Source organism: Aliifodinibius sp. S!AR15-10 (assembly GCF_031569985.1).
Classification (GTDB): Bacteria; Bacteroidota; Rhodothermia; order Balneolales; family Balneolaceae; genus JAMQKA01.
Genome location: NZ_JAMQKA010000021.1, coordinates 1 through 20,215, shown reverse-complemented (window position 1 = coordinate 20,215; position 20,215 = coordinate 1). Strand labels below are relative to the sequence as shown.

At 47.5% G+C, this 20,215-nt stretch carries 17 protein-coding genes and 1 pseudogene; 8 read left to right on the top strand and 10 right to left on the bottom strand.

Annotated elements, in window-relative coordinates; translation table 11 throughout:
* The first annotated feature begins 363 nt into the window (after positions 1-363).
* From NC796_RS14375 to NC796_RS14360, 4 genes are all read left to right on the top strand, one after another.
* On the top strand, positions 364-2,610 hold the full coding sequence (locus NC796_RS14375) for a TonB-dependent receptor (RefSeq protein WP_310685360.1): 2,247 nt from the start codon (positions 364-366) through the stop codon (positions 2,608-2,610).
* On the top strand, positions 2,610-3,446 hold the full coding sequence (locus NC796_RS14370) for a hypothetical protein (protein WP_310685358.1): 837 nt from the start codon (positions 2,610-2,612) through the stop codon (positions 3,444-3,446). Before NC796_RS14375 ends, NC796_RS14370 begins: the two co-directional genes overlap by 1 nt.
* A 238-nt stretch (positions 3,447-3,684) precedes the next feature.
* Positions 3,685-5,037, top strand: coding sequence for a PQQ-dependent sugar dehydrogenase (locus NC796_RS14365; RefSeq protein WP_310685356.1), 1,353 nt, complete (start codon positions 3,685-3,687; stop codon positions 5,035-5,037).
* A gap of 109 nt (positions 5,038-5,146) precedes the next feature.
* Entirely contained in the window at positions 5,147-5,968 is an 822-nt protein-coding gene (locus NC796_RS14360; RefSeq protein WP_310685355.1) for an ion transporter, read from the top strand.
* 100 nt (positions 5,969-6,068) lie between these two features.
* Here the strand turns inward: NC796_RS14360 and NC796_RS14355 are convergent, their stop codons facing one another.
* Both NC796_RS14355 and NC796_RS26820 read right to left on the bottom strand, forming a co-directional pair.
* Positions 6,069-6,374, bottom strand: a complete 306-nt coding sequence (locus tag NC796_RS14355; RefSeq protein WP_310685354.1) for a hypothetical protein — start codon at positions 6,372-6,374, stop codon at positions 6,069-6,071.
* Positions 6,375-6,586: 212 nt separating this feature from the next.
* The gene (locus NC796_RS26820) at positions 6,587-6,649 is read right to left on the bottom strand and encodes a Vmc-like lipoprotein signal peptide domain-containing protein (RefSeq protein ID WP_409070380.1); all 63 of its coding nucleotides are present in this window, start codon (positions 6,647-6,649) and stop codon (positions 6,587-6,589) included.
* A 201-nt stretch (positions 6,650-6,850) separates the two neighbouring features.
* Between NC796_RS26820 and NC796_RS14350 the strand changes: the two genes are divergently transcribed.
* Positions 6,851-7,573, top strand: a complete 723-nt coding sequence (locus NC796_RS14350; protein WP_409070379.1) for a vWA domain-containing protein — start codon at positions 6,851-6,853, stop codon at positions 7,571-7,573.
* A 55-nt stretch (positions 7,574-7,628) separates the two neighbouring features.
* Here NC796_RS14350 and NC796_RS14345 read toward each other — a convergent pair whose 3' ends face one another.
* From NC796_RS14345 to NC796_RS14315, 7 genes are all read right to left on the bottom strand, one after another.
* Complete coding sequence (locus tag NC796_RS14345) at positions 7,629-8,483, bottom strand: oxidoreductase (protein ID WP_310685349.1); 855 nt, start codon at positions 8,481-8,483, stop codon at positions 7,629-7,631.
* Between the two features lie 85 nt (positions 8,484-8,568).
* Positions 8,569-9,321, bottom strand: coding sequence for a DUF3307 domain-containing protein (locus NC796_RS14340; protein ID WP_310685348.1), 753 nt, complete (start codon positions 9,319-9,321; stop codon positions 8,569-8,571).
* A complete protein-coding gene (locus NC796_RS14335; protein WP_310685347.1) occupies positions 9,318-9,986 on the bottom strand; it encodes a hypothetical protein in 669 nt (222 codons plus the stop codon). The genes NC796_RS14340 and NC796_RS14335 overlap by 4 nt, the downstream gene beginning before the upstream one ends.
* A 98-nt stretch (positions 9,987-10,084) precedes the next feature.
* On the bottom strand, positions 10,085-11,248 hold the full coding sequence (locus NC796_RS14330) for a DUF445 family protein (protein ID WP_310685346.1): 1,164 nt from the start codon (positions 11,246-11,248) through the stop codon (positions 10,085-10,087).
* Positions 11,249-11,422: 174 nt separating this feature from the next.
* Entirely contained in the window at positions 11,423-11,860 is a 438-nt protein-coding gene (gene ybeY / locus NC796_RS14325; protein ID WP_310685344.1) for an rRNA maturation RNase YbeY, read from the bottom strand.
* 94 nt (positions 11,861-11,954) lie between these two features.
* Complete coding sequence (locus NC796_RS14320) at positions 11,955-12,416, bottom strand: hypothetical protein (protein ID WP_310685342.1); 462 nt, start codon at positions 12,414-12,416, stop codon at positions 11,955-11,957.
* A 64-nt stretch (positions 12,417-12,480) separates the two neighbouring features.
* Positions 12,481-15,456: a DUF2723 domain-containing protein gene (locus tag NC796_RS14315; protein ID WP_310685341.1), complete on the bottom strand. Its 2,976-nt coding sequence runs from the start codon at positions 15,454-15,456 to the stop codon at positions 12,481-12,483.
* A 295-nt stretch (positions 15,457-15,751) separates the two neighbouring features.
* Here NC796_RS14315 and NC796_RS14310 point away from each other — a divergent pair, with 295 nt between their 5' ends.
* The 3 genes from NC796_RS14310 (at position 15,752) to NC796_RS14300 (ending at position 19,700) form a co-directional block, all read left to right on the top strand.
* Positions 15,752-17,245 carry a sodium-dependent transporter gene (locus tag NC796_RS14310; RefSeq protein ID WP_310685339.1) on the top strand — a complete coding sequence of 498 codons (1,494 nt, stop codon included), beginning with the start codon at positions 15,752-15,754 and terminating at the stop codon, positions 17,243-17,245.
* Positions 17,246-17,266: 21 nt separating this feature from the next.
* The gene (locus tag NC796_RS14305; protein WP_310685338.1) at positions 17,267-17,821 is read left to right on the top strand and encodes a GNAT family N-acetyltransferase; all 555 of its coding nucleotides are present in this window, start codon (positions 17,267-17,269) and stop codon (positions 17,819-17,821) included.
* 130 nt (positions 17,822-17,951) lie between these two features.
* A complete protein-coding gene (locus NC796_RS14300) occupies positions 17,952-19,700 on the top strand; it encodes a hypothetical protein (RefSeq protein WP_310685336.1) in 1,749 nt (582 codons plus the stop codon).
* Positions 19,701-19,776: 76 nt separating this feature from the next.
* Here NC796_RS14300 and NC796_RS14295 read toward each other — a convergent pair.
* Positions 19,777-20,088, bottom strand: a pseudogene (locus NC796_RS14295) (heavy metal-binding domain-containing protein); the annotation flags it as partial.
* Positions 20,089-20,215 lie beyond the last annotated feature (127 nt).

Genomic DNA, 20,215 nt, shown 5'->3' with positions numbered 1-20,215 from the left:
GCAAATTCCTATTTACAAACTAATAAATCTTTTCTTCTTGATTTATATTAATTTTTAAGCAAGCGGATCTAAAAAGATGTGAATATTCGATATTGGGATTAATCGCCACTTTTGAGCACAAAGCGATAATCATCTTATCTTAGTAAGTGAGCTTTCAGGTAAGCCAGTACTCCTAATAAAACAACCGCAATGGTTGCACATGACAGCATCATACCATGCAGTTCACCTGATCAAACTCCCGGACATAACAATTCGAGACATTGGCAGCTGGATCAATTCGGTTTCATTGCTTTATTGAAGCTACAACAAATATTTCAGCCTGCCTTCGCTGTTCGATTTTTTAATCCATGTGTTGCAGTCTGTGTGCTTACATTCTTTTTGTTGCTAATGTGGGGTGTCTTTGCAGTACAGTCTGCAACTGCCCAGAACCTGACGATCCAGGGCATTGTATCAACTGAGTCGACCGGGCAACCGCTGGAAGGGGCAAATATGGCACTCCAGGGAATAAGCAACGATATTACCGATGGGGCGGCCACCGATCGGGGAGGCTATTATCGAATCACGGGACTAGAGCCGGGAGAATATAAAATTAGCATAAGTTTTGTTGGATATGTTACGTACCAGGATACGATTTCACTTGGTGAATATAACCTGCTCACCATCAATATAAGTCTTGAAATTTCCAATGAAGAGTTGGATGAAGTGATTATAGCCCAAAAGGGCGGAGCGGCCCAGCTCGATGACGGAATTCAACGTATTCGCCAGATTGACCTACAACGTATTCCCACCCCGGCTGCTGGTGGAGATCTGGCCAACTATCTGCAGACACTGCCCAGCGTGGTTTCGGCGGGAGACCGTGGGGGACAGTTTTTTGTTCGCGGCGGTACACCCTCCCAGAACCTGGTACTCGTAGACGGAACTATGATGTACCGGCCGTTTCATATCGTGGGCTTTTTCTCGGCTTTCCCGGAAGACTTGGTCTCAGGTGTGGATTTCCATGCCGGGGGCTTCGGGGCGCGCTACCACGGCCGAATATCTTCGGTGCTGGATGTGCAGATGCGGGATGGGAATCGGCAACAGTTTACGGGATCAGTTTCCATGAGTCCCTTCCAGGGCGGCTTTTTGGTTGAGGGACCGTTAAAAAAGGGCAAAACTTCGTTTATCGGATCATTTCAAAATTCATTAATAGAGCAGACAAGTCCCCATTTTCTAGAAGATCGACAGCCACTGAAGTTCGGCAGCCAGTACCTTAAGGTAAGTTATTCCGGCGAATACTCTCGCTGTTCGGCACTTACGATGCACACCTACGATCGCGGGCGGCTGGACCCGGATCTGACAGGGAGTGATCTTTTTAGATGGACCAATTTTTTGTTTGGAGGAAGATGTATCTTTATTCCCAAAACATCACCGGGTTTAATTGAATTAAACAGCGGTTACTCCTACGTAAATAATGCAGCCGGTAATCCTGAACAGCCGGAACGAACAGCAAATGCACAACAATCACATGTAGATCTGAACCTTACCCGGTTTTTGGGAGACGTCCGTTTTGATTATGGCTTTTTCATCCGGATGAAATGGTTTAATTATGACCTTCAGGAACAGTACCAACTGGCCCAGAATGATGAAGAGGCAATAATGGGATTTGGGGGCTACCTGGAAACAAACATTCCATGGGGAGAAAAACTTGAACTTTATCCTGGTCTTGTCTTATCGGTGTATCCCTGGACGTTTGATCCCGCTCTTGAACCCCGCTTTCGGATGACGTGGAATCCCCGTGGTACAGATGCCCAGGAACTGAATGCTTCAATAGGGCTGTACCGGCAGCCGATTATCGGTATAGGCGATGATCGCGATGCGGGAAATCCCTTTACGGCCTGGATGGTTTCTCCGTTTGGGGGCGCTATGATGAGCTCCCTGCACAGCGTGTTGGGATGGCAGCAGCAGCTCGGAGATGGCTTTCACATATCGGCGGAAGGCTATTATAAAAAGCTGAAAGATCTGCCTGTGGCGGTCTGGAGCTCAATTGCTCGTTTTACTACCAAGCTAACCCTGGCCGAGGGAAAAGTCTATGGTTCCGATCTTCGCCTGGAATATAATCGCAATCAGTTCTACGCTTATGTAGGATACGGCTACTCCTGGACGCGCTACTACTCTTCCCAGGACAATTTTAACCTTTGGTTCGGTGAGCCCGTGCAAAGTTACCATCCCCTGCACGATCGTCGTCACCAGGTGAATGGGTTGATCAGTCTGTCGCTGGGGAAATACACCGCTAGTTTAAACTGGCAGCTGGGGACGGGGATGCCGTACACCCGTCATATGGGATTTGATGAGCTTATCAACCTGCAGTCACTGCCGGACATCCGGCGGCAGTATGGAACACCCCGCATTATCCTTGACAAGCCATACCGGGGGCGCCTACCTGCTTTCCACCGCCTTGACTTTTCAGTTGAACGCTCATTAAACTTATCAATGGGAGTGCTAGACCTAACTGCGGGCGTCATCAATATGTATAATCGTGCCAACCTCTTCTACTATGACGTCTATACTCAACGACGAATTGATCAGTTACCGTTTTTGCCATATCTCTCTGTTAAATTGGAGGCTAACTGATGACCATGTTCCCAATGAATAACCGTCTTGGACCTTGGTTGCTAATTTTATTGAGCCTCTCGCTGGGCTTGGCAAGTTGTGACAATACGATTGATCCACTCCAGGAAAATGATCGTTATGTCTTTTCTATATATGGATTTCTGGACGTTTCTGTGGATACGCAGTGGGTGCGGGTTATGCCTATCCGTGATTCGCTGTATTTGGCTCCTCGACCAATTGATGCCACGGTTACGCTTGAACACGTTGGCGGTGGACAACCCGTTACGTTGGAAGACTCGCTATTTAGATATGGCATGCAAGCCTACGCCTATAACTTCTGGACCGACCTGGAGATGATTCCCGGGGACACTTATCGGCTGGAGGCGATGCGGTCGGACGGGGAATACAGCAGTGTTATGTTTACTTTCCCGGTGGACTTTCCGGAACCCGATGTACGGATCCTGGAGCATGATGTAGTTGACCAGATCTACATTTTTGGTGTCCAAACACTGGCCCTGGTAGAGGTCATTTATGAGGTTATAGATCCCAGTGAACCTGAATCGGAACCCCGGGACAGGCTCGCCGTCTCTCAAATTGAAAATGCCGAGGGAATTACCAATGGATTCGTCGTAACTGTAAATCCCGACGAAGATGCTCTCAAGCTTAGGCTAAGAGTCAGTAACAGTTCTGTGAGATTTAAGCCAGTGCAAGTGCGGGTGGCCGCCGCTGGATCTGACTGGCCCGATTTTTTGAATTTGGAGGACGAAGACCTGGCGCTCCCAGATGTGGTCTCCAATGTAGAGAATGGCCTCGGTTTTGTAGCCCCTGTCATGACAAAGACGGCTCCGTATGAATAATGAGGTGTTTTGTCACTCCCGAATGTAGATTATTAAGAAACTTTTACAACGAGAACAGGGTTATGAAGATCGAATTTCAATAATTGCCTTATTTATTTACTTTCCAGCATTCAAAAATTCAGGGGTACAAACGAAATATTAATCAACCAGAACGCAGGTTAGCATGACTACTGTAAGATTCGTTTCTAAACTTTTTTGCTCTGTTATACTTTTTACATTCGTTTTATTTTCGTCGGCAATGGCGCAGGATTCTGGCCGGCAGATCTATGATCAGCTCTGCTCATCGTGTCATGGTGCAGAATTGAAGGGCGGTACCGGTTCAAGTTTTCTAGATGGGGAATGGAAATATGGCAGCGAGCGAAGTGAAATTGTTAGCAATATCACCGACGGTATTCTTGACCAGGGAATGCCTGCATTCGGCAACTCTCTGAGTGAAGAGGAGATCAGCAATGTTGTCGATTTCATCCGGCAAGTGGAAGAGGAGGGGGCTATAGCTGATACTGCTCCTTCAGACACCCTCCAAACGCTCGATTATGAGATCAAGGTGGAAACCTTTGCTGAAGGTCTCGAAATTCCCTGGGCTATCGATTTTATCAACGAGCGCCTGGCACTGATTACGGAGCGCCCCGGTCGGCTGCGACTGGTAATCAACGGGAAGTTGATAGAAGAACCGGTTTCTGGCACGCCCGAGGTGTTGCATGAAGGGCAGGGCGGGCTGCTTGATGTAACAGCTGACGCGAATTTCACAGAAAATGGTTGGATATATCTTTCATACAGTCATGCTGTAGAAGCAGCTAACAGGGATACGTTGGCGATGACCCGGATTTTACGTGGTCGTATCAATGACAATCAGTGGGTAGACCAGCAGGTTCTTTTTGAAGCAGAACATGACAAATATATCAGCACACGCCACCACTATGGCAGCCGTATCGTTTTTGATGACCAGGGCTATCTTTATTTTTCGATTGGGGATCGTGGTCAGCGGCCCAATGCCCAGGTGCTGTCACGGCCGAACGGCAAGATTCACCGCATCAATCCCGATGGCAGCGTCCCGGAGGACAATCCATTTGTGAACCATGAGAATGCCCTTCCAACCATTTACTCTTTTGGTCACCGTAATCCACAGGGACTGGCCGTGCACCCGGTTACCGACGATGTGTGGGATGCAGAGCACGGTCCGCGCGGGGGCGATGAGCTCAACCTGGTAAAACCGGGTAACAACTACGGCTGGCCCGAGATTACCTACGGTATTCACTACGATGGACGCGTTATGACCCGAGAACGGGAGAAAGAAGGTCTGCAACAGCCCAACTTTTATTGGCGGCCGTCAATCGCTATTTCTGGCATCGCTTTCTACGACAAGGATATGTTCCCATACTGGAAAAACCGTTTGCTGGTTGGAGCCCTTGCTTACCAGGAGGTTCGGTTGTTGAATATCAAAGACAACCGTGTGCTGCATGAGGAGGTCATCCTGAAAGATCACGGTCGCGTTCGGGAGGCTGTTCCAGGTCCTGACGGGGCAATTTATGTAGTGCTCAACGAACCCGGGAAAGTGGTGAAAATCACGAAAGTGAAAGAGTCTATCCAGTAGCTTTTCTGTTGAAACTATATCCAGATTGAAAATCCCCTTTTGTCTGTGATGGAAGGGGATTTTTATATATTTGGATCGGAATACAAAGAAATGCTAAAGATCGGATCGTATGAGTTATAATACCAGGGAAAAATGGACGCATCGCCTGCACGAGATAATTTTTGAGGCCGATACCAAAGCAGGTAAAACGTTTGATGTAATCTTGATTTTCAGCATCGTGGTCAGCGTGCTGGTGGTAATGCTAGACAGTGTGGCTGAATATAGGGCAATGTATGGAGATTGGTTTTACAGTATTGAGTGGTTCTTTACGATACTGTTTACAGTAGAATATTTTCTACGGATCATATCTGTAAAAAAGCCAAGTGGCTACATTTTTAGTTTTTACGGGCTGGTGGATCTCTTCTCAATTCTGCCAACCTACATCAGCATTTTATTGCCCGGCAGCCAATATTTTTTGGTGATCAGGATTTTGCGTGTACTCCGGGTTTTCCGAGTATTGAAATTCACCCAGTACCTAATCGAAGTGAATCAGCTGCAGAAAGCCCTGGCTTCTTCGCGGAGAAAAATAACGGTATTTATATTTACCGTAGTCACAATTACTGTCATCGTGGGTTCACTTATGTATGTCATAGAGGGCACCGAGAATGGGTTTACCAGCATTCCCAAAGGCATCTATTGGGCAATCGTAACCCTGACGACCGTTGGATATGGTGATATTTCTCCCCAAACCAACCTGGGACAAATGCTCTCCGCTGTAATAATGATTATGGGATATGGAATCATTGCTGTGCCTACAGGTATCGTCACGGTGGAACTGAGCCGGGCTCAGCCCAAGGGGCGTTCAACAGAAGTTTGTAGATACTGTTCGCGGGAGGGTCACGATTCCGATGCCGAATATTGTAAATATTGCGGTGGAAAGTTGAATGCCTAACCGGCAATTGTGCATCTTGCAAATCAGAGATGGCAGTTTACCTAGCCTATATGGGTTAGAACAGGGGGTGAACCTTGTTGGTCTGTTGTTAAATTGAAATTTAGTCAACCCTGTAAAACTCATCTGTCACTCTGAAAATTGAAGAAACCTGCTTTTGTTTGCGGTAAGGTTTCAACTCAGCGATAAGATTATCGTGGTCTACACTATTAGCCCATTCCAGGAGGGAATCTTCATTTTCAAACGTTAATTGTAGATGACACTCATCTGAGGATTCCAGGGATTCAAGTACACAAATTGAGACAAATCCATTATACCGCTGTAGCTTTTTACTAAGCTTTTCTACCCATTGGGGAAAATAACCCTGGCCTGCTTTGTTCAGAAAATGTTGTACTTGAACGATAATCATTGTTTCAGAATATTTGGTAAGTGATTAATTTTGGGGTTAATTTTCTCATGATTCCAAAAAATAAAAGTGATACGCATAATACCGGGAACAAATAAACCGTTCCAACTTTTAAGCCAATGAAAAGTACTATGGAATCAGCATATTCATTTAAATCTATCTAACTCATGACCGGATTTTACAAAGGCTCGCTATTTATTACGACTATACTACTTTTATCTACATCTCTTTTTTTTACAGCTTGTAACAACGGCAGTGATGGCGGCGAGGAAATACAAGTTGAGCTAATTGAAACAAACACCGAACCACCGGCCAAAATCCGGTTATTTTTCAGGGTTGACCTGGGGCCGGAAAATCAGTTTACAACACTCGAACCTTCGGCGTTTGAAATTTATGAAGACGGCTCCCAAATTTCGAGGCTGGAATCACAAGCCCAGATTCAGAGAGAGCCCGGGGAATTCCTCTATTCATCCGTACTGATGCTCGACCTCAGCGGCAGCATCCTCAATAATGCCGATCTCCCAAAGGTGAAGGAAGCCGCTACCACCTTCATCGAACGAACCATGCCGGATGCGACGGACCAGCTCTATGGTACGCGCGAAATGGCCGTATATTGGTTTGATGGTGAAGAAAGCATCCACCCGCTGGTGTCTTTTACAGCTGAACGCGATACCCTTGTTAGTGGAATTGAGTCTATTACGGAGGACATAAGTGATGATGCCTCAACCAACCTCAATGGCGCGGTTATCCAGGGATTATCGGTGATGGATTCACGGTTGCGTTCCATTCGAGATGACCAGGATATTGCCACAGCCGGTTCCATGGTACTGTTCACAGATGGCACTGATCAAGCAGGACGAGTCAGTACTTCGGCAGCACTCGATTCGGTAAACAAAGCCAGCAGCGAGCATTCCCTGTTCACTATTGGACTTGGCGGGGAAATCGATCAGGATGTGCTTGAAAGTTTTGGTAAAGATGGCTTTGAACTGGCGGAAGACTCCCTGGAACTCAATTCCAGTTTCCTGGCTGTTGCCGAGCGGTTAGAGGCAGCGTCAAACTCTTTTTACGTGCTGGAATACTGTTCACCGAAGCGCTCGGGTGAACATACCCTGGAATTGCGAGCTGTTTATGAAGATAAGTTTGGCAGTTTCAGTACTACGTTTTCCGCAGATGGATTTTCGGGCGGATGTGCCATCGAATAAGCCTTTGAAGTTGTTGGCTTCTGTTAGTCACTTGGTAGCTGGGTGACTATATGCACTACAGTTGACTCATGATTGCCTTGTCAAAAATCCGGTCCCCCAGGTATTTACGGATAAACATCAGGAGGCGCGCCATATTGCCAACTGGATACCTGGTTTTGGGTTTGTCTGAGCGGATCACTTTCAAGATTGTATCAGCAACAACGGATGGAGGGGAAGAAGCTCCCTCTTTTTCATAAGAATCCTTAGTCGCTTGTGCCATCGCCCGGGCCATCTGTTCATACGGCCCATCTCCTGAGTTTTCCAGCAATGGTCCGGAAAGCGTATCTCCAAAATCTGTAGCAATAACTCCAGGTTCAACAATCACGACATCGATGTTGAACTGCTTTAACTCCAGCCGCAGGCAGTCACTCCATCCCTCGAGCGCATGCTTGCTGGCATGGTACCACGCCCCAAGCGGGGTATATATTTTGCCACCCATCGAAGAAATATTAATGATGGTACCAGAATTACGTTCCCTCATATGAGGGAGTACTTCCTTGGTTATACGAGCCAGCCCAAATAGGTTAACTTCGAACTGTCGTTTCGCATCCTCTATTGAGATATCCTCTACCGCACCATACAGACCAAAACCGGCATTGTTAACCAGTACATCGATTTGGTCTTGCTCCTCAAGTATATGGGTTACTGCAGCGACAATCTGCTCTTCGTCTGTAATGTCCATTTCGATAGCACGACCACCAGCCTCTTCCAGTTCTTGCATCTTTTCAACTCGACGGGCTGCCCCGTAAACCATGTGCCCCTGATCAATGAGTTGCAAAGCTGTTGTTTTTCCCATTCCAGAGGAGGCACCAGTGATTAAAATAGTGTTGGCTGTCTTCATGAGGATCGGTTTATCTGGTGAAAGTTTCATTCCGGTGTTTAGCGAGCTAAAATAGCTGTAAGAAAAAGCAGCTTTAAAACGATGAGATCCAAATCCGATTTGGGGATACTGGCACTTATCCCCAGGTTTCCAACAGGTATGTAGCGCCAATGCCCAAGACAATGGACAACGCAAAGCTCAGCAACGTGCCGATCAGAATATACTCAGCTTCTTTTCTTTCACGGCTGCCTTCAAGCTTTCCGCTAAACCGAAATACAGATTTTGCTGCTATCAAAAAACCGATCGCTCCATATTGGTTTAACAAGATAAATGTTAGAATAATGAATCGCTCCGTATAGCCAATCCACATGCCCGCATTTTGCAGGCCGGTCAGCTGGTTTTGGTCACCTGCACTTAGCTCCTGCTGCCATCGCGTGGTAATCATTGCCACCAGGTAGCCAAAGGGCCAGATTGCAACAATATAACTGATGAGTATAACCCAGAAGGCAGGACTGTTTACCAAGGCCCCAAGGAAATCACCAGCTGTAGTACCTATTCCCGTATAAAATATCCATCCTGCCAGGATCATCAGCAGGTGGGCCGCTTGATCCAACATGAAATAGCGGGCTTTCCCCGGCCTCTCCGATTTCCACCAGTCAATGGCAAAATGCGTTCCCATGATGAAAAGAGGAAGTAAAAGGTGAGACCAGTCTGCCAGGAACAGGTAGGTCAGCACTCCCACCACCCCCACATGATAATAGAACTGGATCGCCCGAATGTTATAGTCTCTCTTTTTTTGGATCCAGCTTTGGGGTTGTAGCAGGAAATCGGCAAAAAGATGAGCTGCTAATATTCGAAATAATACCAGGATTTCAGCTTGACCAATCATTCGGTTTTCTTCTTTTGAATAATATTTTTGTAGCGGAGTAAAAATTGATTTATAGCGAACCAGCCGGCTCCCTTTACACGGTAGTGTACAGCCGCCTGCGAAATACCAAACTCTTCACCGATTGTGATTCGCGATTTATCCTTAAGGAGCTCCAGCACAATCTCGGCCTGGGGAGGAGACCATTTGGCGATCACGGCATCGAGCAGGGCAGCGGGGGGACGCATCTCATCATTTACTTCCTTCCATGGGGTGTTGATCACGAGCCGCTGCTCAGGTTTCATTTTGTCCAGATGGGGACCGGAACGCCGATAGGCCTCTCCGTCACCCTCCGATACGGCTTCCGGCAGGTTGTTGATACTCCCAATACCGATCGCTGTACGGGCATCCCAGCTCACGGGACTACTCTCGGGCTGGGCTTTGCGCAGTGAGGATCGGATAACAAGACTTGCCGCCAATCCCAAGCTGGGATCCGGAATAACACCCTGGAAACTATCTCCGCGGTAAATATCAAACGATATGGAATTTTCAGGGTCCGTATTCAAGCTATTTGTCAGCTTGAAAGACTCTTTTAGAGTATTAATAAGTAATTCGCGGTGCTCTTGGCCCACTTTTGAGGAATCAACAAGGTCCCCTGTTATGACTGCATATATTAATCTGTTTCCCATGGTATTTGGCTTTTGTTCCCACCTAATATAAGCCTGCAGACTTAAATATTAAAATTTTAAGTCTATAAGCTTAAATAATTATTTTTAAGTATATAGGCTTAATAATTCCCGGAGTGCTTAAATACAATGTAGTCGATAAGAAGTATGAGGGAGCCGGTCATACCCAGGAAAAGGATGCTAAGCAAAGGTTCCCAAATCACAAAACCACCGATGGTTCCCAGGACAGCGCCCAAGTACTGGATATATCTCAACTGTTCGTTGGTGGCGCTGCGAATAATATTAGTGAGCTTTTGTTCATCATACTCATTAAGCTTTTCTTCAACAAGTGTCTGCACATCCAACTGGTTTACCAGTCGGTACAGGATGGAGGTCACCAGGTTTTCGATGGCATCACTGTGCTTATCGAGCGTAGCCGGAAGGCGGTCAAGCAGGTTATCCACTTTGTCGAGTCCACTTTCAACCGAGGCAGGCAGACGTATTAATGACTCTTCAATAATTTTCTGCATTTCCTGGCCTTTGATAAAGGAATAGGCTTTGAGTGCAACTTTTTCTATCGATTTATTCTCAAGTGCATCCTCAATTTGGATCAGGATTTTTTCGGCGATAGCCGCCCTGATTTCCTGATCAGCGATCATCTCGTCAACATATTCCACCACCCATGCTTTTAACTCTTCACGAAAGGAGGGATCATCGATGATGTTTTTGAGATATTGTGTAGCATCTTCGCGATAACGGCTGATTACCTGCGAATCATGGATTTTCTGTTTGATGATCTCTGGGTTGATCAAATCATCAGAGACCGCCCGCGAAAGTCGCCAGGCAATGCGCTCTTTTTGTGCAGGAATTAATCCGTATCCCAAAATCGGGCGTTTCTGGGAGGGCTTGAACAGCATGGTGATGGCCAGCCAGTTGGTAAGAAAGCCGATCAGTCCACTGATACTCAGTATTTTAAGCAGCCCCTGCAGTTGCAGCTGAAGGCCAAATGGCTCAATTATTATTCCTTGAAAGTCCCAAAAGAATGAAGTGACAAACATTGCCAGCAGGAGGTATGGGAAAATGCTGAGTAGCGTCAGCCAGCCTTTTCGGCTGTATTCAAAACGGGGGGGAGGCTCCGCGATATCTGACGGCTGCTCCTTGATTCTTGTGGTAACCGCATAGCGAGAGACGATATCCCACAGGCTGCGGGCATAGTTCTTGGTTTTTCTTTTGGCAACATCCAGGGCCGTTTGCTGACCGGATTTCTCTAACGGCTGCTCTTCCATCTTATACTCATTTAATGGAGATTTTTTGATCTAAGTGCGACGTATTTGGAAAGTATATCGCACGTATCTGTCTATTTTCTAACCCTTTCGCTACGTAAAACAAACGACTCTTGTTCCAAAAATGACGCATGCAGTGCGCCTCTATCAATTTTTACCTCAGAGCTCACGGTTAGACTAAATATGGCGCAGGTAAAAATCTTCCCGCTCACGCATCGCTTTTTTCCCCTCATCAGACTTGTCATTATACCCGGCTAAATGAAGCAAACCGTGAATCAGCACGCGTTTGAACTCTGTGTCTTCATCTTCAGCAAATTCTCCTGCCTGTTCCGCGATGCGTTGTGCACAGCAAAACAGGGTTCCTTCGATATCTGTATTGGTGTGATCCTCGTCATAACGGAAAGTAATGATATCTGTAACATAATGGTGATCCAGGTGTTTGATGTTGACTTCCCTGATCTTTGTTTCGTCAACATATACCACTTCAATCATGCTGAAGGAGCAGGCTTCCTGGCGGGCAACTTCAGAGATGCATTTTCGGGCAATCCGTTCATCGATGGGCACCGAACGACCCGATTCGTTAAAAACGCTAACTTCCGTTTCTTTGAGTGGCATAAAGCAAACAGTCAATCAATCCTTTAATCATTCATCCATTTAATCTCTCAAGTCATCACCCCTTCAATCCTCCAATCACTCAATCCTTCTCAAATTAGTCCTCGTCGTCAAAGGAAAAATCATCCAGGTCAATAGATTCGGTAAGGGAGAGGGCGATGGCACACATCATGAGATCCTCTGGCAGCTGGGTGAAATCACTGTTCAGAATTGCTTCTTCGACGTTTGCATAGAGGCTGCATCCGGCCCCTTGCTCCACAATCAATCCAGATGTCATATGCTGCTGTCTACCGAAAAACGTAACCTGTTTAAGCATGTCGCTGGCAATAAAAGCAGTGCAGTTGTGAAGCTGTAGGAAGGTGTTTTGCGCATATACCGACACCATGTTCATACGCTCATCATTGACCTCCATACCCAAGTGAATTTCTAGGGCCAGGCGTCGACCTTCTTCGGGATCAGAAACTTCAAATCGGAATACATCATTCCCCAGTGGTTTAGCCTTTGTCTGGAGCACGTCGGCGATGGCGTCTATATTTTCTTTCGTGAATTCGTGTATCATAATTAAGTCGTGAATCTTCAAACTTCAGTCATCAAATATACGATACCTAGCTGTAATAAGAAATCTAGTCAATATTGTACCGGTCAACCTGGGCCTTATTCTCCTCTTCAGAAGTTGGAATACTCACGCGGTCCATCGTAATGCCGTTTACGCGCTCTGCAAGGGCTATAGCGGCCTGGTCTTCGCCGGCCATAAAGTAGATGCGCTGCAGGATCGTCAAATGACTGATGCTGTAACTGATTTCGTTAGCCATGTTTTGTCGTTGAGATATGACACTTTGAATGCGGCTGCGCAGCCGGCCCTGTTCGGCCATGTCGGCATTTCGTTTGGCCTGTTTTGCCTGGGCATCCAGTTCCATGATGCGGCTTTGCAGGCGATCATAGCTATCCATGACGCTGGTCAGATTCCCAATTATCTCTTCTTTCCCTTTCTCTGCAAGAGCCAAAGCATCGTCTACGGCACCGTTTTGTGCATAGGAGTAGGCATAGAGTACCAGTGAGTTTACATTGCCCTGAACGTGATTAAATGGAATTTTATCTTCGCCCCAGCGCAGCCACTTGGCGGCACTGTCTGGCATGTTCATTCTTCGATAATTATCGGCCAGTTGAGTCAGTCCGTACCGATAGTTCCCGAGCATTCGCCGAATATTTTCATCAAAATAAGCGTCCGGGTTATCCCACTCTCTGAACCGGAATTGTTTGAGCCGGTCAGTGTGAATCTTGGTATTCATCCAGCCGTAACCGCCCTGACTGGAATGCTTTTTGGGGACGACGCGAAAAGCCTTTCCTTCAAAACGGAAATAGGAATGCAGGTTCATCTGGCTGTTGGGGGAGACGGTGTTAGCAAAATAGACCGGGCGCAACCATTGGTTGGTCTTTAGGATGTCAAGGATCACTTTGTCTTGCACCTGCGTATAAAAACGTTGATTTCCCTCTTGGTCTCTGCCCGCAGGTCGTCCTTCATAATACCAGCTGACTTCGTTGTCCAGGGAATCAACCGGCATGTTGAAATCGACGCCTTCTTTATATAACTGAAGGGATGTGTCTGGCTTTACGCCAATGGTTTCTTTGTAGGTCTGATCGCCGGAAAAGGCACTTCGCAGAAGATCTTTATTGACGGGGATGTTTACCGTATCCGGTTCATACAGTGTTAAACTTTCGGTAATATCGGCAATCTCCTGGTCAGTCAGTGATATTGGCAGCGGGGCCGACTCATGGGACCACTGATCGCGCAGCTGCTTGATATACCAGTCGGTGTTCAGCAGGCTCAGGCAGACGATCCGTACGTCGGTGCGCACGCCCTCTACCTCCTGCAGGTACCATAGCGGGAAGGTGTCGTTGTCGCCGTTGGTGAACAGGATAGAATTGGGGGCGGTCGACTGCAGCAGGTTCCACGCGTAGTCAGGGGCCACGTAGCGCTCGCTGCGGTCGTGGTCGTCAAAGTTCTGGTAGCCCATCCACAGCGGGGCGGCCGCAAACAGCAGCCCCAGCACGCCCCAGGCGGCGCCCTTGCTGTCCTTGGTCAGCTCCCGTGCCAGTTCCACCAGCCCGACCCCGCCCATGCCGATCCAGATGGCAAAGGCAAAGAAGGAGCCCACGTAGGCGTAGTCCCGCTCGCGCGGCTGCATCGGGGTCTGGTTGAGGAAGATGATAATGGCAAAACCGGTCATAATAAACAAGACCAACACCGACAGGGCTCGTTTCCAGTCGCGCTGGAAGTGGAAGATCATCCCGAACAGCCCCAGCAGGAATGGGATAAAGAAGTAGCTATTGTGGGCAGGGTTGTCCTCATACTGGCTTTCGCTGAAGCCGGCCTGCCAGCCGGTGTCCTGGATGTCAGCCTCCCGCCCGATAAAGTTCCAGTTGAAATAGCGGATATACATGTGATTGAGCTGGTAGTCCAGGAAGAACTCCCAGTCGCTGCTGTACTGGTTGTATTGCTGGGCGTGCTGCGGGGAGTAGCGCCGCGGGAAGAAGACCTCCTGTTGCTGGTTGATCCGTCCCTGGGCGTTGTCGTAGGTGTAGCCGGTCAGCAGCGGGGTGTCCCCATACTGTTCCCGCTCGAGGTAGCTGATAAACGCCTCCACGGTTTCCGGGTCGTTCTCGTCGATCGGCGGGTCGGCGATCGAGCGGATAAAGATGATCGAATAGGAGGAGTAACCGATCAGGATCATGGCGTAGCTCAGCAACACCAGGTTGGCAATGCGGTGCCCGCGGGTGTGGGTGTAGTAGATCCCCCAGGAGATCCCCCCGATAATCAGAATAATAAAGAAAATGGGTCCTATCAGACCGTAACTTGCCCGCGTGATATTATCCAAAATGCTTGGCAGCATCTGCACGGTGAACGGGTAGATCACCAGGAACGAGGCGACCGCAATGGCTCCCACTACAGCCATTGATAGCAGCGAGACGTCCTTTTTCTTGAAATAGACGATCAGCGCTACAAAAAACAGTGCCAAGAGATTCAGAAGGTGAACACCAAGGGCTAGGCCGAACATGTAGGCAATCAAAAGAAGCCAACGCTCGCTGTACTCTTCGGTATGATGCTCCGACCACTTCAGGGCCATCCAGACCACTGCGGCAGTGAAGAACATCGACAGGGCGTAGACCTCCGCCTCGACGGCGTTGAACCAGAAGGTGTCGGTGACCGCAAAGGTGAGGGCCCCGAGAGCGGCCCCGCCAAACATGGCAATCTTACTGGCGGCACCCATCGCGTCCGGGTCGGGCTGCCACTCGCGGACCAGTCGCACAATGATCAAGAATAACAGCATGACCGTCAGCGCCGAAGCGAGGGCGCTGATGAAGTTGATGCTGACCGCTACCCAAGAGGCCGGCATGAACATCGAGAAAAGCCGCCCCAGTAGTGAATAGAACGGGGCCCCCGGCGGGTGGTTGACCTGCAGCCCATGGGCCACGGCGATAAACTCCCCGGCATCCCAAAAGCTGGCCGTGGGTGCCATCGTTAGCACGTAAAGGATCAGAGAAGCAAGGAAAACGAAAAGCGCAAGCGTGCGATTGGTCGATTTGTGGTCGTTAAACATCCAGCGGTTTTGTCAGGTTTATTTAACTAATTCAGGTCGATAATTTGCGAGAACGCAATAATAGGCAACGGTGGTATGGATTCAAAATAATTAATATGGAGAACCAACGACATCTTACATTCACTTTTAAAGAACCCAAAACGAGCGCAATTCTCAGTTATTTTGCTGAAACTTTCAAAGCGCTTTTGCGAGATTGTTAATATTGTTAATAGCGTAAAAAAACCTCATTTGCCTGTCTGCTGAAAATTGATTAAAAATCACTCCAACCAATAAAGCTGTAACTAAAATTTTTTATATGGCTGCTGATGACACAGGTAAAAAAGAGCTATTTTCTTCTAAGCTGGGGCTAATATTAAGTGTACTTGGTATTGCAGTGGGAACGGGCAATATCTGGCGGTTTCCACGTATTGCAGCTCAAAATGGGGGAGAAGCTGGTGCAGGAGCTTTCCTTATTGCGTGGGTCTGCTTCCTATTCCTCTTTTCTATCCCACTTATCATTGCAGAATACGGTATCGGTCGTCATGGGCGCAGAGGTGTTATAGGATCGTTTGTAAAACTTGTGGGAGAAAATTTTGGCTGGATGGGCGGCTTTATCGGTTTTGTAGCCACCGCTATTATGTTCTATTACAGTGTGGTGGCGGGGTGGTGTCTTTACTATTTAATTGCCTCTGTTACGGCCGGTCTCCCAGAAAGCATGGTACATGCCAATATGATGTGGGAAGGATTCCAGGAATCGATACTCCCTTCCGTGATGCATGCCTTTATGATTATCGGTGGAGGATATGTTGTTATCAAGGGCATCGCTTCAATAGAGCGAATCAACAAAGTTTTGATACCCTCGTTGTTTTTGGTGCTTATTATCTCCCTTGTACGGGCGGTTATGCTGCCAGGGAGTGGAGCCGGCATCGAATACCTGTTTACCCCAGACTGGTCAACTTTGAGCAGACCCGAAGTCTGGTTGGAGGCTCTCACTCAAAATGCCTGGGATACGGGGGCTGCATGGGGGCTCATTTTGACATACGCAGCCTACATGCGGAAGAAAGATGACATAACGATCAGTGCCTTCCAGACCGGTATTGGGAATAACATTATATCGCTGGTAGCGGCTATCATCATTTTTTCTACAGTATTTGGCACACTTACTCCACAAATGACAAACGGGGAAATTCTCAATGTCATGAAAACATCGGGTCCGGCATCAACGGGACTAACATTCATCTGGATGCCACAGCTGTTTTTTAAGATGCCTGCAGGCACCATCTTTGCTATTTTGTTTTTTCTGGGACTGACATTCGCTGCATTTAGTTCACTGATTTCCATGATTGAACTGGCTAGCCGCGTGCTGGTGGATCTGGGTTTCTCAAGGACCAAAGCGACCGTTGCCGTTTGCACTGTTGGCTTTCTGTTTGGTTTGCCATCTGCGATCTCAGTTGACTTTTTGGCCAACCAGGACTTTGTGTGGGGGGTGGGACTGATGGTCTCCGGGGCATTTATGTCATTTGCTATTATTAAATTCAATCCCGGGAAATTCAGGAATACAGTGGTTAATACTGAAAGTAGCAAATACTCCCTGGGAAAATGGTGGGAAGTGATTATCAAGTATGTGGTGCCGATTGAAGTGATTTCTCTGCTCGTATGGTGGATCTATCTCAGCGCCTCTACATATGCCCCTGAAAGCTGGTATAATCCGCTCAGCCCGTTTTCTGTGGCAACCGTAGCACTCCAATGGGGGGTAGCTATGGGACTACTTTATTTTTATAACCATCGGCTTTCCAGCAAGTCGACTTAAAACCTTAGCGGAATAGATATTATGGACGTATTTCCGACTATAGAGACCGAAAGAATTCGTCTTCGGAAGCCGGAAGTGCGAGATATACCACAAATTGTTACGTATGCAGGTCATCCCAAAATTGCCGAGATGACGCTTAACATTCCTCATCCCTATCAAGAAAAAGATGCGGTGAAATGGCTAAACATGGCCAACGAGGGTTTTGAGGATAAATCGAAATATCTATTTGCAATCTGTCACCTCCAAGAGGATGAAATGATTGGGGCTATTGGCCTTAAAGTGAATAAGCGCTTTAACCGCGCCGAATTGGGATTTTGGATAGGAGAACCCTTTTGGAATAACGGGTACGCTACCGAAGCTGTTAAAGAAGTGATAAAATTCGGGTTTAAAGAAATAGATTTAAACAAGATTTACGCCATTCACCTGGTCAAGAATCCCGCTTCCGGTAAGGTGATGCAAAATAACGGGATGATAAAAGAGGGAGAACTGGTTGAGCATATCAAAAAGGGAGCAGAATATTTCAGCGTCATACAATATCGATTGACAAGGAAAGAGTACTTCGATATACGGAATTGATTTTCAGGTAGACCTGATTTCAAAGTCAATGCAGGCAGGAGGGAACTAAATTTTAAGATATAAGTAGAATAAAAACAGTATTTTACGTCATTATCTCGCTTTTCTTACCTGACAATAAATTAAATAACTCATGAGAAAACCAGCAGGACTACTAAGCCTATGTTTGATCGTGTACTCTTCTTTATGGCTTGTAAGCTGTTCTGAAGATCGGAGTAGTAATGAGTTGGCCGAATTATCAAAAGCTGCATTCCTTTCATTGGATAATAAAGTGGATATAGGATCAGCGGTTAAATTTCAATTCAATGCTGAAGCTTCTGATGATCCGGTGGCTCCGCTGTTTGATAATCTTGGCGATCACCATTACCCGGTGTCAACGAGTAACAGCAAAGCACAAGCCTATTTTAACCAGGGATTGAGACTGGCATATGCCTTTAATCATGCTGAAGCACATCGTTCGTTTACTGAGGCTGCTCGTTTGGATCCCAACCTTGCGATGGCATACTGGGGACAGGCATATGCATTAGGGCCAAATATCAACGATCCATTTCCTGATGATGAACGAAAAATAAACGCCTACCAGGCGATACAGAAGGCGATAGCTATGGACGGGGAGGCCTCAGAAAAAGAGAAAGCATTGATCCAGGCTTTGGCGCAACGCACCAGCCCCGAGCTAAAATCGGACCTGGATGCACTAAACACTGCTTATATGCAAGCAATGGAACAGGTTGTACAAGATTATCCCGATGATCCGGATATCCAGACGTTCTTCGCTGAATCGGTGATGAATACGATGCCCTGGAATTACTGGGATGGCCAGGGAAATCCGAATCCCGGTACACTGAAGGGCAAAGAAGCCCTTGAAACCGCAATTGAGCTAAACCCGGAGCATCCCGGCGCTCACCACTTCTATATCCACATGGTGGAATTGCCACAACCGGAACTGGCGGTGCCCAGTGCTGAAATATTAGGTGGTTTAATGCCCGCCGCGGGCCACCTGGTTCACATGCCATCACATATTTTTATTAGGGTAGGGCGATACAGAGACGCCGCAATGGCAAATGTTTCTGCCATCGCCGCCGATGAGGATTACATTTCACAGTGCTACTCCCAAGGCATGTATCCGCTGGGCTATTTCCCGCACAACATCCACTTTTTGTGGTCGGCTGCCAGCCTGTTGGGTAACAGCGAAACAGCGATAGAAGCGGCCAAGAAAACGGCAGAAAAAGTGCCGGTGGGAATGCTGGAGGCACTTCCTTTTTTACAAGATTATTATTCAACCCCGCTGTTGGCCTATGTGAGGTTTGGAAAGTGGAATGATATCCTCACCATCCCGGACCCCAGTCCCTACAAGCACAACCAGCTGGTATGGCATTATGCTCGTGGGATTGCTTTTGTACGGAAAGGGAACATCAAAGAGGCTGAGGAAGAGTTGACGGCCTTGAACCAACTCGTGGAGGATGCATCGCTTGAAGAACTGGTTGCCAACTATACGAATCCATCGTCTAGCATTGCCAAAGTGGCGCAGCGTGTGGTGGCAGGCGAAATAGAAGCTGCAAAGGGTAACTACGAGGACGCCGTTCGTTTGCTCAAGGAGGGCGTAGAATTTGAGGATAACCTGGTCTACAGCGAACCGGCCGCATGGCATGTGCCGGTGCGGCAATCTTTGGGGGCCGTATTATTGAAAGCAAACAAAGCAACAGAGGCTGAGCAGGTGTATCGCCAGGACCTCGAAAAGCTGAAGAACAACGGTTGGTCGTTGATGGGGCTCTACCAGAGCCTGGAGGCCCAGAACAGGAAGGATGAAGCCCGACAAGTTAAACAACAATTTGACGAGGCCTGGGCAGAGGCGGATATTGAGATCAGTTCTTCTGTATTGTAAGGTTATTTCTAAGCCAATAATTGAGAATCCACCCGGTCGCAAAAGCAGTGACTGGGTGGATTTCTATTGAACAGATTTATTTGGCTACGACGGCGGTCCCACTTACACTCACCATCAACATGCCGCCTTGGGCGCCAACTGTTTCATAGTCGATATCAACCCCGATAACGGCGTTTGCTCCCTGTTCACGCGCTTTTTGTTCCATTTCATGGATCGCAATTTCACGGGCTTTTCGCAGCTCGTCCTCATATGCTGCTGAGCGGCCACCGACAATATCCCGAATGCCGGCAAAAAAATCCCGGAATATGTTTGCACCAAGTATTGCTTCCCCGGTGACTATTCCAAAGTATTCGGTTATCTCTTTTCCCTCAATAGCGTGTGTTGTAGATACTAGTACTTAATTTCAAAAATTATAGTAATTATTAGCTGGGGACATCGTATATTCCCTCCAACCCTCAATTAAACGCTCATGAATGTTGCCCCAACGATAGAACTAACTCCCGACCAGCGTCAGC